The following is a 19316-nucleotide window of genomic DNA, read 5'->3' as shown; positions in this document are numbered from 1 at the left end:
GTTCTCCCGATCGTGTTGTTTTCAGTTCTTGTTTTCACTCGGCAAATTCAGGCGGCGGGCCGCCGCCCCACGTCCGCGTCGGCGCGGTTGATCCGCGCTCCGGTTTCCTTGGAGAAGACATGCAGCCGGCCGGGCCGGAACTGGATCGGCAGTGTCGTGCCGCTGCGCACCGCATCGGTGCGGTCCAGCATCACGCGCAGGCGCACGCCCGCCACCTCGCCGATGCACAGCGTCTGCGCGCCGAGTTGCTCGATCACCGCCACCTGGAAGGCGTGCGCGCCGGGCGCCTCGCCGACGCCGATGTGCTCGGGCCGCACGCCCAGCACCAGCGGCGTGCCCTCGGCGGCGGCGATGCCCCCCGGCGGCAGCTCGATGGAAAGGCCGCCGGCCTTGAGCGCGCCGCGCTCCAGATGCCCCTCGATGAGGTTCATCTCGGGCGAGCCGATGAAGCCCGCAACGAACAGGTTGGCCGGCCGGTCATAGACCTCCAGCGGCGCGCCCACCTGCTGCACATGCCCGTCGCGCATGATGAGAATGCGGTTGGCGAGCGTCATCGCCTCCACCTGATCGTGGGTGACGTAGACCATGGAGGTTCCCACCTCCTGGTGCAGCCGGGCGATCTCCTCGCGCATGCGTACACGCAGCTTCGCGTCGAGGTTGGAGAGCGGCTCGTCGAGCAGGAACACGTCGGGGTCGCGCACCAGCGCGCGGCCCAGCGCCACGCGCTGCATCTGGCCGCCGGAGAGCTGCTTGGGCTTGCGCTCCAGATAGGGGTCGAGCCCCAGCATGGCGGAGGCGGACTTCACCCGGCGGTCGATCTCCGCCTTGTCCATCCGGCGCATCCTCAGGCCGAAGGCGAGGTTCTCGTAGATGGTCTTGTGCGGGTAGAGCGCATAGTTCTGGAACACCATGGCGATGTTCCGGTCCTTGGGCTCGAGGCGCGTCACGTCGCGCCCGCCGATCTCGATGGTGCCGGTGGTGATCTCCTCAAGCCCGGCGATCATGCGAAGCGTGGTGGACTTGCCGCAGCCGGACGGACCGAGGAACACGACGAACTCGCCATCGCGGATATGGAGGTCCACCCCATGCACGGCCACCTGACCGCCATAGGCCTTGCGGACGGTGTTCAGCCTGACTTCAGCCATGGGTGACCTCATCCCGGCGCGCCGTGGCGCCGGAGCCCGCATCCGCGACGAAGGCGTGGATGCGATGGTTGATTGGGGCGAGCGCCGCCTGGATCTCGCAATACAGGCCGTGGCCGCGCGCATAGAGCGCCGCCCGCTCGGGATCGGGCGTGGCGGTGGAAACGATGGCGACGCGGCGCGCCGCATCCGCCTCGTCGGCATAGGCCCCGACACCGACGCCGGCCAGCAGCGCCGCACCGAAGGAGGCTTCCGCCACCGCCGGCAGTTCCACCTTCACATCCAGCACATCGGCCACGATCTGCCGCCACAGGGCGCTCTTCGCCCCGCCGCCGGTGAGACGGGCGGTGGAGAAGTCGAGCCCCTTGGCGCGCAGGGCGACGAGGCAGTCCTTCAGCGAATAGGCGATGCCCTCATAGAGCGCGCGCACGAAGTGTCCCGGCCCGTGGTTGAAGCCCATGCCCACGAAATCGGCGCGCAGCAGCGGATCCCAATGCGGGCTGCGCTCGCCGTTGAGATAGGGGTGGAAGAACAGGCCTTCCGCCCCCGGCCGCACGGCGCTCGCTAGGCAGTCCATCTCGGTGAACACCGCGCTGCCGTCCTCGCCCGCGCGCTTGAAGAAGGTGTCGCGCAGCCATTTGTGGGCCGAGGCGCAGGAATTGGTGGCCGCGATCACATACCAGTGGTCCGGCATGATGTGGGGATAGTTGATGACGGTGAAGTCCGGCCTTGGATGGCGCGAGAGCACGCTGACCGTCGCGGCGGTGGCGAGCTTCACCACGCCGAGCCCCTCCCCCGTCATGCCGGCGCCATAGGTTTCCGCCGCCGTGTCGGAGGTCCCGCACACCACGGGCGTGCCCTCGGCAAGGCCGATCTGCCGCGCGGCCTCGGCCGTCACGGTGCCCACCACCGTCTTGGGCGCAACGATGGGCGGCAACGTCTCCAGCGGCCAGCCGATCATGGCGCACAATTCGGGCGACCAGCCACCGGTGGAGGCATCGGCCATCAGCGTGCCGACGGCGTCGATGGTGTCGGTCTCCCAGGTGCCGGTGAGGCGGGAGCGCAGCCAGTCCTTGGCCACGTAGAGCCGGCGCACGCGGGCGAAGGCGGCCGGCTCATGCCGGCGCAGCCACAGCATCTGCGGCAGGGTCCAGGTGGGATTGGCGCGGTTGGCGCCGATCTCCAGGATGCGCGCATCCCATTGCCGGCGCAGGTCCGCCGTCTCGGGGCCGGAACGCTGGTCGTTCCACAGGATGGCGGGGCGGATCACCGCGCCGTCCGCATCCTCCAGCACCTGCGTATGGGCGCCGGCGGAGAAGGAGACGGCGAGCACATCGCGCGGCGAAGCACCGGCGGCGGCGAGCGCGCGCGGCACGGTCTCGCACACCGCGCGCCACCAATCGTGGGGGTCCTGCTCGCTCCAGCCGGGATAGGGCGCGGAGGTGGCGATGGGCGCGGACGCCTCGCCCGCCAGCGCGCCGTCGAGGCGGATCACGCTGGTCTTCAGCGCCCCCGCGCCGAGATCGATACCGATGAGGAGATCAGCCGCCACGGCGCACGTCCACCGCTCCGGCGGCCGGGCGCAGGCCCAGCTTGCCGGGATTCATGAGGTTGCCCGGATCCAGCGTGTCCTTGATGGCCTGCAGGACGTCGAGGCCGACGCCCAACTCCCGCGCCAGCCACGGGTTGCGGAACACGCCGACGCCATGATGGTGGGCGATGGAGCCGCCGTGGTCCAGCGTCAGCGACTGGATCGTCTCCCACAGCCGCGCATGGAGCGGCAGGGCTTCCGCTTCCGGCATGGGCGGCAGGCGGATGGTCATGTATTGGCAGGCGCCCTCGGGATAGATGTGCGACCAATGGGCGCCGAAATGGATGTCCGGATAGATGTCCCGCACCGCCGCCGCGATGGCGGCATACAGGCCCGGAAGGGCGGACCAGTTTCCCGTCACCTCGATGGTGTCGTTGTAATAGCCCGCTGCCTGCCATTTCTGGGAATAGGCGACGTAGCGGTTTTCCTTCCAGTGATGGTACGGCCCCTCGGGCGCCACCACCGCGCCCTGCGCCTTGGCGATGGCGAGGCTCATCTCCTGCTCCACGCTCACCATGGGCTCGGAGCCGGAGAAGGCGAAGATGCCGAGGATGGGGTTGGTCGCGAACGCTTCCAGCCCCTGCGTGCGCTCGGCGCTTTCGGCCGCGTCGTAAAGGCGGGCGATGGTGGGACGCAGCTCCGCCTGCATGATGAGGCGGGCGCTCTCCCACGCGGCTTCCAGCGAGGGAAAGGCCAGCACCACGCCGCGCTCCACCTCGGGCTTCTTCCAGATGCGCAGCGTGACCTCGGTGATGATGCCGAACGCGCCCTCCCCGCCCACCATCAGGTCACGGATGGACGGGCCGACCGACCGGCGGGCGAGCGGGCGCACCTCCAGCAGGCGGCCGTCCGGCAGCACCGCCTTGAGGCCGAGCACGATGTCCTCAATCTTGCCGTAGCGGCTGGAGGCCTGCCCGCCGCCGCGGCAGGCGACCCAGCCGCCGACCGTCGAAATCTCGATGGATTGCGGGAGGTGACCGCAGGTGAAGCCCTCGGCATTCAGCGCCGCCTCGAACGCCGCGCCGTTCATGCCGGCTTCCACGGTGACCATGGCGTTCTGCGGATCGAGCGAGACTATCTTGTCCAGCCGGCGCAGGTCCACCATCACCTCACGGGCGAGCGGGATCGCGCCGCCCAGCACGCCGGAGCCGTTGCCGTAGGGGATGAGCTGGATGGTGTTCGCCCGCGCATGGCGCACGATTGCGGCCACCTCATCGGTCGAGCCGGGCCGCACCGCGAGGCGCGGCATCACGCCGGCGAGCCGGCCGGTGCGGGCGCGGAAATTGGCGAAGGGCAGACGGTCATGGGCATAGGCGCGGCGGTCCTCGTCGCCGGCCAGGACATTGTCGCGGCCCACCAGCGCGGCGAAGGCCTCCGCCAGACCCGCGTCGGCGGACGGTTCGGATCGCGCGGCTTCGGTGATGTTGCTTTGGACGGCGGCCGGACCAGTCATTGGCACCTCTTTGCGCGAGAGGCACGGCGATGCGGTCCCTTGCGGGCTCCCATGCTGGCGTCCTCCCGTCGTCGTTATCGATTTTGAACAATCGTTTGTTCAAAGCTGTCAGAGAAAGCCGGAGGCGTCAAGCGGCGATGTTCAGTGAGGAGCTGGGCCGGTGGAGCCACGCACCACGAGGGCGCCGGGCGGCAGCGGCGCGACGGGCTCAGGCTCTTCCCCCGCCAAGGCGCGAATGAGCAGATCGGCGGCGACGCGGCCCATCTCCTCGGTCGGCATGGCGACGCTGGTGAGGGCCGGATAGAGCATGCGCGCCACCGGCGCGTCGTGCAGTCCGATGATCGAGATGTCCTCGGGAATGCGCAGGCCCGCCTCGTGCAGCGTCGCCATGGCGCCGGCGGCGGAGACGAGGGTCGCGGCCAGCACCGCCGTGGGGTGTTGGGGCAGCAGCGCCCGCATGGCCGTGGTGCCGCCTTCCGCTGTGTAGCCGGCCACGCCCACCAGTTTTTCGTCGAACGCGATGCCCGCCGCCGCGAGCCCGTCGCGATAGCCCTGCAGGCGCTCGCGGGCATTGAAGCCGCCTTCGCGGCCGGCAAGGTGGGCGATTCGCCGATGGCCGAGGGCGGTGAGATGCTCCACGCCCTTGCGCGCCGCCGCGCGGCTGTCCAGCACCACGGAAAGCGCGGCGCCGGGCAGGATGCGGTTCATCAGCACGAAGGGCACGCGCGCGGCGGCGAGGTCGGTACGCAGCACCTCGTCATCGTCGAGGCTCGCCACGAGCAGGCCGTCCACGCGATTGGTGCGGGAGATCTTGGCGATGGTGGTGGCCGTCTCGCCCGGCTCGCGATGGGAGATGAGCAGCGAATAGCCGCGCTCGGCCGCCGCCAGCTCCGCCCCCCGGATGGCCGAGGCGAAGACCGGGTTGTCGAGCTGGGGCACCACGATGCCGAGCGTGTCGGTGCGCTGGGTGCGAAGCCCGCGCGCCAGCGGATTGGCGAGGTATTGCATCTCCTCGGCGATCTTGAGGATGCGGACGCGCGTCTCCTCCCGCACCCGCTGGGTCGCCTCGCCCCGGAGCACGCGCGAGGCCGTCGACATGTCGACGCCCGCCGCCCGCGCCACATCCGCCAATGTCACCCGCGCCATCCCGCCGGAGCCCCCTGCCAGCTCTCCCGCGCAACCATCCCCAGTCACGCGCGTCTTTGCAAGGCGGTGCATGTCGTCGGGCCAAAAGAGCGCGCCGATGGCCCGGTCATCCTGCCGGACAAGACCATCGCCGGCGGCGCCGGCGCGCGATACTGGCCATCATAGGGTTCCCCGTCGTCGCGAGCCGCTCGACCAGCGACGGCCCGCCCTGCCCTCATCCGACGAGAGGCGACCGGCGGGCGCCAGAGGGCACCTGCCGGTCGCGGGAGGACTATTTCGCCTGGCTGGCGGCTTCCTTGACCAGCGGGCAGCGCGAGGCGGACAGGGGAGCGGCGGTGTCGCCTTCCGGGATCTTGCCGAGCACCTTGAAATAGTCCCACTCGCCCTTGGATTCGGCCGGGGTCTTCACCTCCACGAGGTACATGTCCGTCACCATGCGGCCGTCGGGACGGATCTTGCCATTGGGCGCATAGGCATCGTGGACCGGTGTGGCGCGCATCTTGGCGGCAACCGTCTTGCCGTCATCGGTGCCCGCGGCCGCGACCGCCTGGAGATAGTGCGAGACGGCCGAGTAGGTGGCCGCCTGGACCACGCCCGGCATCCGCTTGGTGCGCTCCTGGAACCGCTGCGAGAAGGCGCGGGTCTGTGCGTTGTGATCCCAGTAGAAGGGGGTGGCGACGATCAGGCCCTGCGCCGCCTTCAGCCCGAGGGCGTGCACATCACTGATCACCACCGCGAGGCCCGCGAGCTTCTGGCCGCCGGCGGCGATGCCGAACTCGCCGGCCTGCTTGATGGCGTTGATGGTATCGGTGCCGCCATTGGCGAGCGCGATGATCTGCGCCTTGGACGACTGCGCCCGCAGCAGGAAGGAAGAGAAGTCGTTGGCGCCGAGCGGGTGCTTCACCTGGCCGACGACCTTGCCGCCCTTCGCCGTCACCACCCGGTCCAGCTCGGCGGTCATCGCCGCGCCGAACGCATAGTCGGCGGCGAGGATGAACCAGTCCTTCTCGCCGCGGTCGAGCAATGCGGACGCCGTGCCGACCGACTGCGAATAGGTGTCCCAGCCCCAGTGGAAACCGGTGGGCGAGCAGGATTCGTTGGTAAGCGCCGTGGTGAGCGGAGCGGTCATCAAGGTGATCTTGCCGAGGTCACGCCCCATGGTGTTGACCGCGATCGCGACCGCCGAATTGGTGAGATCTGCTATGGCGTCAACGCCTTCCGTTTCGAACCATTGCTTGGCGGTGGCAACGGCCACGTCCACCTTGCTCTGGTGGTCCACCGAGACGATCTCGACCTTGATATTCTTGTTCTTCGACATGAATTCGTCGGCCGCCATGCGCGCGGCATCCACGGAGGTGCGGCCGCCGAAGTCGGCATAGACGCCCGACTGGTCGTTCAGCACCCCGATCTTGACCACGCTGCCGGAAATTTCGGCCGCCTGGCACAGGGACACGGACGCGACGAGCGCGGCAAGGGAAGTCATGAGCTTCACGGCGTTCCTCCATTTATGTTGTTGTCTTTTTTCGGCCCGGCCTTTTGCGGCCTCGGCCAATGCGGGGCGGAGGGGTTTTGCCTCCCCGCCCCGGCTCTCGTTCGACGCTGGCGGACCGCGCCGGTCAGCCGTTGCTTGGGAAGGACATCGAGACGGCGTGGTCGAGGCTGGCGTCCGGCTCGGGCCAGCGCTGGGAGATGGTCTTCATCTTCGTGTAGAAGCGCGCGGCGTCCGGGCCGAACATGTGGGCGTCGCCGAACTTGGAGCGGCGCAGGCCACCGAAATTGTGGTGGCCCACCGGCACCGGAACCGGGACGTTCACGCCCTGCATGCCGGCTTCCACCTCCATGTAGAAGCGCTGCGCCGCGCGGCCGTTGCGGGTGAAGATCACCGCGCCGTTACCGTATTCGTGCGCGTTCACCACCTCGATCGCCGCGTCAAGCGAGTCAACACGCATCATGCCGCGCACGGGGCCGAAGATCTCTTCCTTCCACATCTGCATGTCGGTGGTGACGTTATCCACCAGCGACGCGCCGACATAGAAGCCGGACTTGCCGGCGACCTGCGCGCGGCCGTCCACCACCAGCTCCGCGCCCTCTGCGACGGCACGGTCGATAGCGGCTTCGACCGTGGCCTTGGCGGCCGCCGTCACGAGCGGGCCGAAGTCGGCGGACTTGTCGTTGTAGGACCCGACCCGCAGCTTCTCCACCATGGGCACGATGAGCGCGCGCAGCCGGTCGGCGGTCTGGTCACCCACCGCAACGAGGAGCGAGATGGCCATGCAGCGCTGGCTCGCGGAGCCGTAGCCGGCGCTGATGAAGGCGGCCGCGGCGGCTTCGAGGTCGGCGTCCGGCATCACCACCATGTGGTTCTTGCCGCCGGTGTAGGCCGCCACGCGCTTATTGTGGGAACAGCCCTTCTGGTAGATGTATTCGCCCACGCGCGTGGACCCGACGAAGCTGATGGCGGCGATGGAGGGGTGCTCCAGGATCGCGTCCACCACCTCGGCATCGCCGTTGACCACGTTCCACACGCCGTCCGGCAGGCCGGCCTTCTTCCACAGCTCGCTGACAAGGGCGGTGGCGCCGGGAACGCGCTCGGATGGCTTCACCACCACCGCATTGCCCACGGCCACGGCCATCGCGCCCATCATGAGCGGCACCATGACGGGGAAGTTGAACGGCGCGATGCAGCCGACCACGCCCACCGGCTGGCGGATGGAGAAGGTATCGATGCCGCCGCCGACGTTGACGGAGTATTCGCCCTTCGTCACCTGCGGGGCGTTGGTGGCGAACTCCAGCGCCTCGACCGCGCGTCCGATCTCGCCTTTCGCGTCATCGATGGTCTTGCCGTGCTCAAGACCGGTGATCTCCGCCAACGCGTCGATGTTGGCGATCACCAGTTCGCGCATCTTGAAGATGACCTGCAGGCGCCGCGTCTGCGACTGGCCGGCCCAGGCCCGGCCGGCCGCGACGGCCACCTTGGCCACCTCGTCCACCGTGCCGCGGTCGGCATAATTGCAGCGGTAGATTTCCTCGCCGGTGGAGGGATTGAACACCGGGCCGGAACGGGTGCCGGAGCCGCGGCTGAACGTGCCGCCGATGTAGTGATCGATGCCGTACACGGGATGAACTCCTTGGATTGGGGAAGACCGGACTCAGGCCTGATGTGTGTTCTGGTGCGTGTAGAGGGTCTGGATGCAGGAGAAGTCCAAGGCGGGCGCACCGGCCTCCTTGGAGCGCAGCGCGTAGAGGCTCTGCGCCAGCGCCCCCAGGGGCACGGCGGCGCCGTTGGCCCGGGCGCTGTCGAGCGCGAGGCCGAGATCCTTGAGCATCAGGGCCAGCTGGAAGCCTGCGGCGTAGCCCTTGCTGGAGGGCGAGTCCGGCAGCACGTGCGGCCAGGGATGCCAGCGCTCCAGGAAGAAGTTGCCGCCGGAGCTTTTCTGCATGATGGCGGTGAGGACGGCGGCGTCGAGGCCGTTGCGGGCGCCGAGTTCCATCACTTCGGCGGTCGCAGCCATGGTGACCGCGGCGAGCATGTTGTTGCAGATCTTGGCCGCCTGTCCCGCCCCATTGCCACCGGCATGGAAGATGAACCGCCCCATCTGCTCCAGCACCGGCCGCGCCTGTGCCAGCGCGTCATCCGCGCCGCCCACCATGAAGCTCAGCGTGCCTTCGGCGGCGCGCTGCACGCCGCCGGAGACCGGCGCATCGAGCATGCTGAAACCGTCCCGCCCGGCAGCGGACGCAAGATCGCGCGCCACCTCCGGCGCGATGGTCGAGCAGTCCACCAGCAGGGGGCGCCCCTCAAGGCGCGCAAGAAGGCCCGTGGGCCCGAGATAAAGATCCGCGACCGCGCGGCTGTTGGGCACCATGGTGATGACCATGTCGGCGCCTTCTGCCGCCGCAAGCGGGCTCTCCGCCGCCCGCGCGCCCAGCGCCGCGAGGCGCTCCAACGCCCCGGCGGAGGGGTCGAATGCGCGAACCTCGTGGCCGGCGCGCACAAGGTTGGACGCCATCGGAAAACCCATGTTTCCGATGCCTAGAAAGGCAATTCTGGACATAAACCTACCGCTCCCTCGGTCCGTCCGTTGTCAGCCTCCGCATTGCGTCGGCCTGAGCGTCTGGCGGGTGTCGCCGCTGCGCTCGATGGATCGGTACCCAGGGGAATTGGTAACACGCAGGCCGTCCGCTTGAACTGCCGCTGGATGTGAGGCTAGTGTGCAAATTTGCACATCATGAGTCCTCGGCATGGAATGGGACGATCTGCGGTTCTTCCTGGAGCTGGCGCGCACGCGCACGCTGACCGAGGCGGCCCGCCGGCTGGACGTCAAGCACACCACGGTCGCCCGCCGAATCCAGCGGCTCGAGCTGGCGGTGGGCGCGCCCCTCTTCACCCGCACCCACACGGGACATGAGCTGACATTGCGCGGGCGGAACCTGCTGGTGGAGGCGCAGGCCGTCGAGGACCTGTTCCTCAGCATGGACGAGGAGAAGACGGCGCCCGCCCAGTCGGTCTCGGGCATCGTCCGGGTGGGCTGCACCGAGGGCTACGCCGCCGGCGTGCTGCCGCACGATCTCGCCGAGCTGCGCCGGCAGCATCCGAACCTTCGGGTCGATCTCATCGTTCAGCCCCGCCCGGTCCTTCTGGCGCGCAACGAGGCCGATATCGTCATCACCATCGATAGGCCCGAGCGCGGCCCCTACCTCATCACGAAGCTTTACGACTACACGCTGCGTCTCTATGCGGCGCCGTCCTACCTCGCGACCCACGCCCCCATCACGCGCCTTGCGGACCTGAAGGACCACCACCTCGTGAGCTACATCGAGGAAAGCGGCCCGGCCAAGGGCCTGCCGGTGATCTGGGATCTGGTTCAGTCCAGCTGGCCGGGCATCCGCAGCACCAGCATTTTCTCCCAGATGGCGATCGTCGCTTCGGGTGGCGGCATCGCCATCCTGCCGTCCTACCTCGTGGGCCAGGACGAGGCCTTCAGGCCGGTGCTGGGCAGCGAGGTGAGCTTCCAGCGGACCTATTGGGTGATGATGCCGACCGAGCTGAAGCGCATCGCCCGCGTGCAAGCGGTGTGGCAGTTCCTGAAGCGGACCACCCGCGAGCACAGCCAGCGCCTGATGGTCTAGGCGCACGCGGCAAATCCGGGCCGATCGGCGGGGCTTGCGCCGGCTTCCTGCGCGGTCGGGCTGGCGGAGCGTGGACGCGCTATCGCTGCGGTCCCGGTGCCGCCAGCACGCTCGGCCGATGCCGCACGAAGCGGGGGGAGAGGTCGACGCCCGCCCGGGACAGAGCGGTTGCGAGCCGGGCGATGCCCTTGCGGATCGCCTCCGGCGTCAGCGCCGCATATCCCAGCACCACGGCGCGGGGATAGCGGAACGGGACGATCTCGTGGGCGCCCGCCGCCTCCAGCGTGTAGATTCCGACCCCCGCATCGGCAGCGATCCGCGCCACCTCGCGCACCGGCGGGAAATGGTCCGGCAGCGTCCACATGACGTGCATGCCGGCATCGGCACCGGAGATGCGCGCAGGCCCGAAATGGGTGTTCAGGCTGTCCACCAGGGCCTGCCGCGCCTCGCTGTAGGTCTGGCGGATGCGCCGCACGTGCCGGGCGAAGCGGCCCTGATCGATGAAGTCCGCGAGCACGATCTGGTCGAGCCAGGGATGGCCATAATTGGCGAGGCTCTTGGCTTGCCGCACGGGCCTGACCAGTTGCTTGGGAACCACCATGTAGCCGGTGCGGATGCCGGCGCCGACGGACTTGGAAAAGGTGCCGAGATAGATCACCGAGGTATTGGCATCGAGCCCCGCCAGCGCGGCGAGCGGGGCGCCGTCATAGCGGAAATCGCTGTCGTAATCGTCCTCCACCACATAGGCGCCGCTGCTGCGGGCCCAGGCCAGAAGCTCGCGGCGGCGCCCGAGCGACATGGTGACCCCGGTGGGGAACTGGTGGGAGGGAGTGACATAGGCGAGTGTCGCGCCGCAGCCCCCCAGATACTCCGTGCACAGGCCGTGCGCATCCACCGGCACCGGCACCAGAGCGCCGCCGAAGCTGGAGAAGACATGCGCCGCGCCGGCATAGCAGGGGTCCTCGATGGCGATCCTCACCCCCGGCTGCACGAACAGGCGGCTGATGAGATTGAAGCCCTCCTGCGCGCCGGCGGTGATGATGACCTGATCCGGCTCGGCCGGAATGGCGCGGTTTGCCGAGACATGCCGGGCGATGGCGCTGCGCAGCTCGACCGCGCCTTCCGGCGAACCGTAGCCGGACAGGTTGCCGGAGGCGCGCGACAGGTTCTCCAGCAGCAATTGCCGCCATTCACGGAGCGGAAAATTCCGGCTGTTGGCGCTGCCGTACCAGAAATCCACCTGCATCCCGCTGGGGCCGGTCTGCACCATGCGCAGCGGCGCCGCGCGCAGCAGCACCGGCGGGTGCACGACCGCGGGCTCGGGTAGACGCGGCGCGCGGCTCGTTGCCTCAGGAATAGGCGATTCGGACAGGCCGACGCAGGCCTCCGGCAGCACCTCGCACACGAAGGTGCCGGCGCCCGGCCGCTTCACGAGGTAGCCTTCCTTCGCGAGCCGCTCGAACGCAAGCACGATGGTGTTGCGCGACACCTTGAGCGTGCGGGCCAGTTCCCTCGTCGAATGCAGTGCCGCGCCCGGCGGCAGCGTGCGGGCGAGAATGGCCGCGCGGACCTGGTCGTAGACCTGCTCCTGGAGCGTGACGCCCGCGGCAGGGTCCAGATGCAGTGGAATCATGTGCCTGCTCGATCCTTGCCCCTGGGGCAGGAAAAGCAATTCATGTGCCATCCACTTGCTCCAAATCCCCCTGCTCCAAATCCCCCTCACGCAAGGCCGGAAGCCACCTGACGGACCAGCGGGTCCGCCCGCGCGGCCGCCAGGCTGCCGCGGAAGACGATCTCGCCCCGCTCGATCACATAGATGAGCGAGACATAGTGGGGAATATGCTGGACGTTGGATTCCGCCATCAGGATCGCCCGCCCCGAGGCGCGGATGGAGGCGATGCCGGCGGCGATGGTGGGGATGATGGCGGGCGAGAGCCCCTCGAACGGCTCGTCGAGCAGCAGCAGGTCGGGATCGAGGGCCAGGGCGCGGGCGATGGATACCATCTTGCGCTCGCCGCCGGAGAGTTCGGCACCGCCGCGCGCCATGTAGGTGACGAGCTTGGGAAAGACCTCATAGGCGAAGGCGATGCGGTCGGCCGCAGGGCGCTCCCGCGAGGGCCGCGTCCAGGTGCCGAAGGCGATGTTCTGGGCCACCGAGAGGCTTGCGAACACCTCGCTTTCCTCCGGCGAGAAGCCGATGCCACGCCGGGCGACCTCGTGTGGCGGAAGCCCGGCCAGCGCCTTCCCGCGCCACAGGACGACCCCGGCGCGGGGCGCGAGCTGCCCCATGAGGGTCCGGAGCAGCGTCGTCTTGCCGGCCCCGTTGCGGCCGACGAGGCAGACGATCTCGCCCGCCGCCACGTCGAGCGAGATGTCGCGCAGGATCGACGTGCCTGCGATATCGACGCTGAGGCGATCAACCGAGAGCATTGTGGGGCACCTTGCCGACGAGGGTGTCGATCACCTCCGGGTCCCGGAAGAAAGCATCGGGCGGCATGTCGGCGACGAGGCTGCCGGCCTTCAGGCCGATGACCCGGGTGGCGTAGCGCGCGATCAGAGCGCCAGCCCGAAGGGCGAGGAGACGATCAGGGCCATGAGGAGGAACATCACGGAGAACAGCCCGAGCGCGTACCAGTAGAACGGCCCCACCAGGAAAGCGGTCTTGCTCATGGAGGCGAAGCTGGCCCCGAACAGGCTGGGGCGCGGCACCGAGATGCCGGATTCTCCGCCTGTCAGATCGTAGAACTTGAACAGGAAGGAATGGAAGATCAAGCCGAAGGCGGCACCATGAAGGCGCGCGACAGATCTCCGGAGGAATCCTTCATGCCCACCAGCGTCGGGATCGACGAGAGCTTCTTCACCAGGGCCGGGGTGAGATCGATGCCGGCGAGCGGCGGATTGTTGTAGAGCCACAGGGGCAGGTCGCTGGCCGCGGCGACCGTCTCGTAATGGGTGATGATCTCGCGCTCGGTCGGCTTCCAATAGTTGAGCGGCACCACCAGCACCGCATCCGCGCCATGGTCGGCCGCGTGCTTCGCCAGGCGGACGCTCTCCGCCGTGGTCATGGCGCCGATGCCCGTCATCACCGGGACCCGCCCGCCCAGATGGGCTGCGATCTCTTCCAGAGCCTTCATCTTCTCGGCTTCGGTGAAGTAGCCGTTCGCGCCCGTGCTGCCGAACAGGGTGACGCTGTGGATGCCGGCCGCAAGTGCATCATCAAGATGTTTCTTCCACCGCGTGTAGTCGATGGAGCCATCGGCCGCGATCGGCGTCACTGAAAACAGAACAACACCTTCGATATTCATCCTGGTCATGCCTCGGCTCTCCGTCTTCATTATGAAGCCTGAGCCCGGGCGATGCGGTTCACAAGGCATGCGATGGTTCCGCTTTGAGAAAAATCGATAGGACCAGCTCAGGGAGGGCTTAGGAGCCGGGGGCCTTTCGCATAAATTGTCTCTGCGAACCGGCCGGTGCGGGCGGTCGCGACCGCTCTTCCCTTCACCAGAACGAGGCCGGCCAGCGCCATGGCGGACGAGGACTTCATCAAGACCACTTGCCCGAGGGACTGCTACGACGCCTGCGGGATGATCGTGGGTCGCCGCGACGGCACGATCCGGAAGGTTCTCGGAGACCCTGACCACGCCGTCACCCGGGGCGCCCTCTGCGGCAAGTGCGCCATCGCCTACAACGGCAGCTGGCGCGCGCCGGATTTCAGGCTGGCGACGCCGCTCAGGCGCGTCGGGGCCAAGGGCGAAGGGATGTTCAAGCCCATCGACTGGGACGAGGCGCTTTCACTGATCGCCCGGCGCTTCGGCGCGCTCAGTGCCGAAGGCGCGGCCCGCACCATCCTCCACACCCATTACACCGGCACGGTGGGGCTGGTGGGCGGCTGGTTTCCCATCCGCTTCTTCAACCGCCTCGGGGCGACGGAAGTCGACCCCGACACCGTCTGCAACAAGGCAGGGCATGTCGCGCTGGAAATGACCTTCGGCAACTCGCTGGAAGGCTTCGACCCGCGCACCGCGCGCGATGCCCGCACCATCCTGGTGTGGGGCGCCAATCCCTCCTTCTCGGCGCCGCACCAGAACAAGGGCTGGCTGGCGGACGCGCAGGCGGCGGGCACGCGCGTCATCGCCGTCGATCCGATCGCGCACGACACGGCACGCGCGGCGGACCTGCATCTGCAGCTGCGGCCCGGCAGCGATGCGGCTCTCGCCTTCGCCTTGATCCATGTGCTGCGGCGGGACGGGCTGGATGACCCAGATTTCCTGAGCGCCCACGTGCTGGGGGCGGAGGATCTCGCCCCGACCATCGCCGCCATGACGCCCGAGCACGCGGCGACGCTGTGCGGCGTGCCCGCGGAGCTGATCGAAGAGGCGGCACGCGCCTATGGTGCGGGCCCGTCGCTCCTGTGGCTCGGGCAGGGCGTTCAGCGCCAGCCCTACGGCGGCAATGCCTTCCGCGCGCTGGCGGCGCTGGTGGCGTTCTCCGGCAATCTCGGCAAGCCCGGCGCCGGTTTCCTCTACATGAACGGCCCCGGCGGGCGCGGCATCGACATGGCGGCGCTGACCTGCCCCGCGCTTGCGACCAACGCGCCGCCTGCCATCAGCCACATGGACCTCGCGGCGACGCTGGAGGATGCGAGCTGCGCGCGTGCCTTCGTGAACTGGAACAACAACCCCGCCGCCTCCTCGCCGGAGCAGGCCCGCCTGCGTCGGGCGCTGGCGCGCGAGGACCTGTTCCATGTGGCGGTGGAGCTGTTTCACACCGACACCACCGCCTATGCCGACATCGTGCTGCCGGCGGCAAGCTTCCTGGAATGCGACGACCTGGTGCTGTCCTATTTCGACCTCACCGTCTCGGCGCAGGTGAAGGCGGGCGATCCCCCCGGCACGGCGCTGCCCAATTCGGAGATCTTCCGGCGGCTCGCGACAGCCATGGGCTTCACCGAGCCGGAGCTGTTCGAGAGCGATGCCGACCTCATCGCGCGGCTCCTCGCCCAGACACCCTTCGAGGGCACCTTCGCGGATCTCGCCGCCGTGGGCACGGCCACCGTCTTCCCCGAGCCGAAGGTGCAGTTCGAGGGCCTCACCTTCGGCACGCCGTCGGGACGGATCGAGCTTGCGAGCGAGCAGGCGGCCGCCCTCGGCCTGCCGCGCCTGCCGGTGGCCCATGCCGACGCGCCGCCCGCCGATGGCCGGATGCGCATCCTGTCCCCCGCCTCCCAATGGCAGATGAACTCGAGCTACGGCAATGATCCGGTGATCCGGCGCCGGCTCGGACCGCCGACCGTGGCGCTTCATCCGGACGACGCGGCGCGCGAAGGCCTCGCGGAGGGCGATCAGGTGGTTCTAGCCGCCGGCGAGGGCCGGGTGCCGGTCGCCGTCGCCATCTCGGACCGCACCCTTCCGGGCGTGGCGCTGATGCACAAGGGGCGCTGGCCGAGCCTCTCGCCGGGCGATGCCAACGTCAACGCCTTGGTGCCGGGCCGCAAGAGCGACATCGCCGAGAGCACCACCGTCCACGGCACCGAGGTGCGCCTGATCCGCCCCGAGGCCGCGGAATGAGCCGATCGCGGACGTTCGCCGTGTGGTGCGTGTCTCTGGCGAGCTAGCAGGCGGACTCATAACGCGTGATCCAGATAGGTGTTGCAGCGAGGTTGAGGGCTGCGAGGCGGAAAGCGCCAGAGCATGCCGTTGATCACTCGGCGGTCATCCACCCGCGGCACGCCACGCAGCTTGTTCGGCAGCAGCGGCGCGATGATCGCCCATTCCTCGTCGGTCAGCTCGTTACGGGCATCTGTTAACCTCCCAGTGCGGGAGCTTGCATCACGACACGCTCACGCGCGCGAATTCATGGGGCCACGCCCGGGGCAGCTCACTCCGTCGGTTGCGGGAGCTGGCTCCGCTCCGCCCGGCTGCGCAGGAGATGGGCCTTCGCCAGCATTTGCGCGCTGACGGGAGCGGTGAGGAAGAGAAACAGGGCGATGAGCAGCTCGTGAACGGAGAAGCCGCCCCGTGTCGCGGTGAAATAGATGATCGAGGCGATCAGCAGGGAGCCGATGCCCAGCGTGGTCGCCTTGGTCGGTCCGTGCAGGCGGCGCATCATGTCCGGCAGGCGGGCGAGGCCGAGGGCACCCACTAGCAAGAAAAAGGCGCCGATGAGAATGAGCGCGGCGACGAGCGCCTCGACGATCGGGTTCATGCGCCCTTCCTATTCGATCACGTTGCCGCGCAGCAGGAACTTGCAGAAGGCGACGGTGGTGACGAAGCCGACCATGGCGAACAGCAAAGCCGCCTCGAAATACATGCCCGTGCCGTAAGCGATGCCGAGCAGCACGATGAGCGCGATGGTCTCGATCACGAGCGTATCCAGCGCCAGCACCCGGTCGGTGGCGTCGGGCCCGACGGCGAGGCGGTAAAGGGTGAGGCCGATGGCGAGGCTGATGGCCCCCGCCGCAATGGCGATGGCGATGGCGATCATTCGAATATCCTCTTCAGCCGGCTTTCGTAGCGCGCCTTGATGGTGGCGACGGCACCGTCCGGGTCGCTGGCGTCGAGGCAGTGCACCAGCAGGGTCTTGCCATCTGCGCTGAGGTCAGCGCTCACCGTGCCCGGCGTCATGGTGATGGTGCCGGAGAGGACGGCGATGGCCTCCGGCGTCTTGAGGTCGAGGGGCACAGTCACGTAGCGGGTGCGCAGGCGGTTGGCCGGCCGGAACAAGATGATCCATGCGACCTCGATGTTGGAGACAATTATGTCCCACAGCACGATCAGCACGTAGCTCGCGATGGTCAGCGGCGCCTTCAGTTTCGGTCGTCCTGGCCAGAACGGCGCGGTGAGGAGCGGGATGATGACACCGAGGACGATGCCGAGCACCACCACGCCCGGCGTTACCTCGTTCATCAGGAAGATGAAGACGAGGATGAGGAGCAGCGTCAGCAGGGGATGGGGGAGAAGGCGTGTGCGCATGTCACTTCTCCGGCGTGGCGGGCGGCAGCACGGCCTGGATGTAGGCGTCGCGGTCGAGGGCCTGCCGGGCGGTGAGGCCAAGCGCCTGCGTGGCCGGGCCTGCGGCGAGCGTCCAGCCGATGGTGGCCGCGAGCAGCAGGATGACCGCCGCAAGCCCCGCCAGCGCGGGCACCGGCTTCGGCTCAGAGACCGGCCCGCTGGCCCAGAACAGCACCGAGCCCGCCCGCGCGAAGCCGAAGGTCATCAGGAGGCTGGCACCGAGGATGGCAGACCAGATCCACGGCCAGATGGCGGAGGTGCGCACGGCCTCGAGGATCATCACCTTGCCGATGAAGCCCGATAGAGGCGGCAGGCCGACGAGGGCAATGGCGGCGAGGAAGAACAGGGCGGCTAGGAGCGTCTCGCCCCCCATGGCCGGCGCCGGGATCAGCCGGTCGCTGGCGGCACCGCGCTGCTCCTGCACCATGCCGGCGATGAGGAACAGCGCCGCGCCGGCGAGCGTCGAGTGGACGAGATAATAGAGGCCGGCGGACAGCCCCTCCACATCGAAGAGGCCGAGGGCGATGAGCAGCGTGCCCATGGAGGCGATGACCGCGAAGGCGCTGAGATCGCGCAGCGTCCGGCTCCCCACGAGCCCGACCGTCCCCACCACCAGCGTCGCCAGTGCGGCGGGGATCACGAATGGCGCCGCCGCCAAGGCAACGGACCCGGCCCCGGCCCCGAAAACGAGGCCATAGACGCGGATGATGGCGTAGGCGCCGACCTTGGTCATGATCATGAACAATGCGGCGCACGGCGCCGACGTGCCGGCATAGGTGGCCGGCAGCCACCAGTGCAGCGGAACCAGCGCGGCCTTGGTGGCGAAGACGAGGAAGAGCAGAAGTGCGCCGGCCTTCAGCAGGCCCGCATCCGCCGGCTGGACCTGCGGCACCTTCACTGCGAGGTCCGCCATGTTGAGCGTTCCGGTGACGGCATAGATGAGGCCGACGCCCACCAGGAAGACGGCGGACACGAGCAGGTTGATGGCCACATACTGGAATCCCGCCTTCAACCGTCCGGGGCCGCCACCGTGCAGCATCAGCCCGTAGGAGGCGATCAGCATCACCTCGAAGAAGACGAAGAGGTTGAACACGTCGCCGGTCAGGAAGGCGCCGTTGATGCCCATGAGCTGGAACTGGAACAGCGGGTGGAAATGCCGCCCGCGCCCGTCTACCCCGCCGGCTGCATAGATCAGCACGCAGGCGGCCAGAACGGCGGTGAGGAGGAGCATGGTTGCCGAGAGCCGGTCCAGCACCAGGGCGATCCCGTAGGGCGCCGGCCAGTCGCCGAGCCGGTAGGCGCGGACTGTCCCGTCCGAGGCGAGCGCGAACAGGAGGACCGCCAGAGCCAGCAACAGCCCGGTCGCAGCGATGGAGGCGATGCGCTGGCCCCGCAGGTGATGGCGCAGCGCAAGCACGAGGAAAGCGGCGGTGAGCGCTGGCAGCAGCACCGGCAGGATGATGGCGTGGTCGAGGGCGGAGATGGCGGGCGTCACGGCGCATCTCCCTTGTCGCCGCGCGGCGCATCGAGGTGGGAGCCGTCGGAGCCGGTCTCCAGGAAGCCGCGCAGTGCCAGCACCACGATCAAGGCGGTCATGCCGAAGGAGATGACGATGGCCGTCAGCACCAGCGCCTGCGGCAGCGGGTCGGTGTAGCCGGCCGCATCGGGCACGGTCACCGGCGGCCGGTCGATGGTGAGACGGCCCATGGCGAAGAGGAAGAGGTTCACCGCGTAGGACAGGAAAGTGAGGCCGAGGATCACCGGGAATGTATGCGCCCGGAGCACCAGGTAGAGCCCGACGGCGGTGAGGATGCCGATGCCGGCGGCGAGGAGAAGCTCCATGC

General features: G+C 68.6%; 18 protein-coding genes and 1 pseudogene. 2 read left to right on the top strand and 17 right to left on the bottom strand.

Annotated features, from left to right (window positions below):
- Positions 1 to 47: 47 nt before the first annotated feature.
- The 7 genes from V5F63_RS03740 to mmsB all read right to left on the bottom strand — a co-directional run bounded on the left by V5F63_RS03740 (position 48) and on the right by mmsB (position 9387).
- Positions 48 to 1145 carry an ABC transporter ATP-binding protein gene (locus tag V5F63_RS03740; RefSeq protein ID WP_394101620.1) on the bottom strand — a complete coding sequence of 366 codons (1098 nt, stop codon included), beginning with the start codon at positions 1143 to 1145 and terminating at the stop codon, positions 48 to 50.
- Positions 1138 to 2694: a xylulokinase gene (gene xylB, locus V5F63_RS03735; RefSeq protein ID WP_394101619.1), complete on the bottom strand. Its 1557-nt coding sequence runs from the start codon at positions 2692 to 2694 to the stop codon at positions 1138 to 1140. The genes V5F63_RS03740 and xylB overlap by 8 nt, the downstream gene beginning before the upstream one ends.
- Positions 2684 to 4186: an FAD-binding oxidoreductase gene (locus tag V5F63_RS03730; protein WP_394101618.1), complete on the bottom strand. Its 1503-nt coding sequence runs from the start codon at positions 4184 to 4186 to the stop codon at positions 2684 to 2686. Before V5F63_RS03730 ends, xylB begins: the two co-directional genes overlap by 11 nt.
- 141 nt (positions 4187 to 4327) lie before the next feature.
- Positions 4328 to 5332 (bottom strand): LacI family DNA-binding transcriptional regulator, encoded by a 1005-nt coding sequence (locus tag V5F63_RS03725; protein ID WP_394031021.1) that lies wholly within the window; start codon positions 5330 to 5332, stop codon positions 4328 to 4330.
- A 271-nt stretch (positions 5333 to 5603) separates the two neighbouring features.
- The gene (locus V5F63_RS03720) at positions 5604 to 6815 is read right to left on the bottom strand and encodes an ABC transporter substrate-binding protein (protein ID WP_394101785.1); all 1212 of its coding nucleotides are present in this window, start codon (positions 6813 to 6815) and stop codon (positions 5604 to 5606) included.
- Between the two features lie 133 nt (positions 6816 to 6948).
- A complete protein-coding gene (mmsA, locus tag V5F63_RS03715; protein ID WP_209487762.1) occupies positions 6949 to 8448 on the bottom strand; it encodes a CoA-acylating methylmalonate-semialdehyde dehydrogenase in 1500 nt (499 codons plus the stop codon).
- 33 nt (positions 8449 to 8481) lie between these two features.
- Positions 8482 to 9387, bottom strand: a complete 906-nt coding sequence (mmsB, locus tag V5F63_RS03710; RefSeq protein ID WP_394101617.1) for a 3-hydroxyisobutyrate dehydrogenase — start codon at positions 9385 to 9387, stop codon at positions 8482 to 8484.
- A 187-nt stretch (positions 9388 to 9574) separates the two neighbouring features.
- Between mmsB and V5F63_RS03705 the strand changes: the two genes are divergently transcribed.
- Positions 9575 to 10462 (top strand): LysR family transcriptional regulator, encoded by an 888-nt coding sequence (locus V5F63_RS03705; RefSeq protein ID WP_209487760.1) that lies wholly within the window; start codon positions 9575 to 9577, stop codon positions 10460 to 10462.
- 79 nt (positions 10463 to 10541) lie between these two features.
- Here V5F63_RS03705 and pdxR read toward each other — a convergent pair whose 3' ends face one another.
- From pdxR to V5F63_RS03685, 4 genes are all read right to left on the bottom strand, one after another.
- Positions 10542 to 12095: a MocR-like pyridoxine biosynthesis transcription factor PdxR gene (gene pdxR / locus V5F63_RS03700; protein WP_394101616.1), complete on the bottom strand. Its 1554-nt coding sequence runs from the start codon at positions 12093 to 12095 to the stop codon at positions 10542 to 10544.
- An 86-nt stretch (positions 12096 to 12181) separates the two neighbouring features.
- A complete protein-coding gene (locus tag V5F63_RS03695; RefSeq protein ID WP_394101615.1) occupies positions 12182 to 12892 on the bottom strand; it encodes an ABC transporter ATP-binding protein in 711 nt (236 codons plus the stop codon).
- Positions 12893 to 13015: 123 nt separating this feature from the next.
- A complete protein-coding gene (locus V5F63_RS03690; protein ID WP_209487757.1) occupies positions 13016 to 13234 on the bottom strand; it encodes an ABC transporter permease in 219 nt (72 codons plus the stop codon).
- Complete coding sequence (locus V5F63_RS03685; RefSeq protein WP_394101614.1) at positions 13231 to 13776, bottom strand: dihydrodipicolinate synthase family protein; 546 nt, start codon at positions 13774 to 13776, stop codon at positions 13231 to 13233. The genes V5F63_RS03690 and V5F63_RS03685 overlap by 4 nt, the downstream gene beginning before the upstream one ends.
- Positions 13777 to 13986: 210 nt before the next feature.
- Between V5F63_RS03685 and V5F63_RS03680 the strand changes: the two genes are divergently transcribed.
- The gene (locus tag V5F63_RS03680; protein WP_394101613.1) at positions 13987 to 16029 is read left to right on the top strand and encodes a molybdopterin-containing oxidoreductase family protein; all 2043 of its coding nucleotides are present in this window, start codon (positions 13987 to 13989) and stop codon (positions 16027 to 16029) included.
- A 95-nt stretch (positions 16030 to 16124) separates the two neighbouring features.
- On the opposite strand, the pseudogene V5F63_RS03675 reads toward V5F63_RS03680, so the two are convergent.
- The 6 genes and pseudogenes from V5F63_RS03675 to V5F63_RS03650 form a co-directional block, all read right to left on the bottom strand.
- Positions 16125 to 16247: pseudogene (locus V5F63_RS03675) on the bottom strand (transposase); the annotation flags it as partial.
- 92 nt (positions 16248 to 16339) lie between these two features.
- Positions 16340 to 16666: a Na+/H+ antiporter subunit G gene (locus V5F63_RS03670; protein ID WP_394031035.1), complete on the bottom strand. Its 327-nt coding sequence runs from the start codon at positions 16664 to 16666 to the stop codon at positions 16340 to 16342.
- A gap of 9 nt (positions 16667 to 16675) precedes the next feature.
- Complete coding sequence (locus V5F63_RS03665) at positions 16676 to 16945, bottom strand: K+/H+ antiporter subunit F (RefSeq protein WP_394101612.1); 270 nt, start codon at positions 16943 to 16945, stop codon at positions 16676 to 16678.
- A complete protein-coding gene (locus V5F63_RS03660) occupies positions 16942 to 17433 on the bottom strand; it encodes a Na+/H+ antiporter subunit E (protein ID WP_209487752.1) in 492 nt (163 codons plus the stop codon). The genes V5F63_RS03665 and V5F63_RS03660 overlap by 4 nt, the downstream gene beginning before the upstream one ends.
- Before the next feature lies 1 nt (position 17434).
- Positions 17435 to 18967 (bottom strand): monovalent cation/H+ antiporter subunit D, encoded by a 1533-nt coding sequence (locus V5F63_RS03655; RefSeq protein WP_348634311.1) that lies wholly within the window; start codon positions 18965 to 18967, stop codon positions 17435 to 17437.
- Positions 18964 to 19314: a Na+/H+ antiporter subunit C gene (locus tag V5F63_RS03650; protein ID WP_209487751.1), complete on the bottom strand. Its 351-nt coding sequence runs from the start codon at positions 19312 to 19314 to the stop codon at positions 18964 to 18966. The genes V5F63_RS03655 and V5F63_RS03650 overlap by 4 nt, the downstream gene beginning before the upstream one ends.
- Positions 19315 to 19316 lie beyond the last annotated feature (2 nt).

The organism is Xanthobacter wiegelii (assembly GCF_043193855.2).
Taxonomy (GTDB): Bacteria; Pseudomonadota; Alphaproteobacteria; order Rhizobiales; family Xanthobacteraceae; genus Xanthobacter; species Xanthobacter flavus_A.
The sequence above is the reverse complement of the archived record's forward strand: the minus strand, read 5'-3'. Positions and strand labels throughout refer to the sequence as shown.

Bases quoted from the DNA above. Each gene is read 5' to 3' on its own strand.
- V5F63_RS03660 (WP_209487752.1), bottom strand. From the start codon at position 17,433: ATGCGCACACGCCTTCTCCCCCATCCCCTGCTGACGCTGCTCCTCATC.
- V5F63_RS03695 (WP_394101615.1), bottom strand. From the start codon at position 12,892: ATGCTCTCGGTTGATCGCCTCAGCGTCGATATCGCAGGCACGTCGATC.
- V5F63_RS03685 (WP_394101614.1), bottom strand. From the start codon at position 13,776: ATGACCAGGATGAATATCGAAGGTGTTGTTCTGTTTTCAGTGACGCCG.
- V5F63_RS03650 (WP_209487751.1), bottom strand. From the start codon at position 19,314: ATGGAGCTTCTCCTCGCCGCCGGCATCGGCATCCTCACCGCCGTCGGG.
- V5F63_RS03720 (WP_394101785.1), bottom strand. From the start codon at position 6,815: ATGACTTCCCTTGCCGCGCTCGTCGCGTCCGTGTCCCTGTGCCAGGCG.
- V5F63_RS03730 (WP_394101618.1), bottom strand. From the start codon at position 4,186: ATGACTGGTCCGGCCGCCGTCCAAAGCAACATCACCGAAGCCGCGCGA.
- pdxR (WP_394101616.1), bottom strand. From the start codon at position 12,095: ATGATTCCACTGCATCTGGACCCTGCCGCGGGCGTCACGCTCCAGGAG.
- mmsB (WP_394101617.1), bottom strand. From the start codon at position 9,387: ATGTCCAGAATTGCCTTTCTAGGCATCGGAAACATGGGTTTTCCGATG.
- V5F63_RS03680 (WP_394101613.1), top strand. From the start codon at position 13,987: ATGGCGGACGAGGACTTCATCAAGACCACTTGCCCGAGGGACTGCTAC.
- V5F63_RS03670 (WP_394031035.1), bottom strand. From the start codon at position 16,666: ATGAACCCGATCGTCGAGGCGCTCGTCGCCGCGCTCATTCTCATCGGC.
- V5F63_RS03740 (WP_394101620.1), bottom strand. From the start codon at position 1,145: ATGGCTGAAGTCAGGCTGAACACCGTCCGCAAGGCCTATGGCGGTCAG.
- V5F63_RS03725 (WP_394031021.1), bottom strand. From the start codon at position 5,332: ATGGCGCGGGTGACATTGGCGGATGTGGCGCGGGCGGCGGGCGTCGAC.
- V5F63_RS03665 (WP_394101612.1), bottom strand. From the start codon at position 16,945: ATGATCGCCATCGCCATCGCCATTGCGGCGGGGGCCATCAGCCTCGCC.
- V5F63_RS03705 (WP_209487760.1), top strand. From the start codon at position 9,575: ATGGAATGGGACGATCTGCGGTTCTTCCTGGAGCTGGCGCGCACGCGC.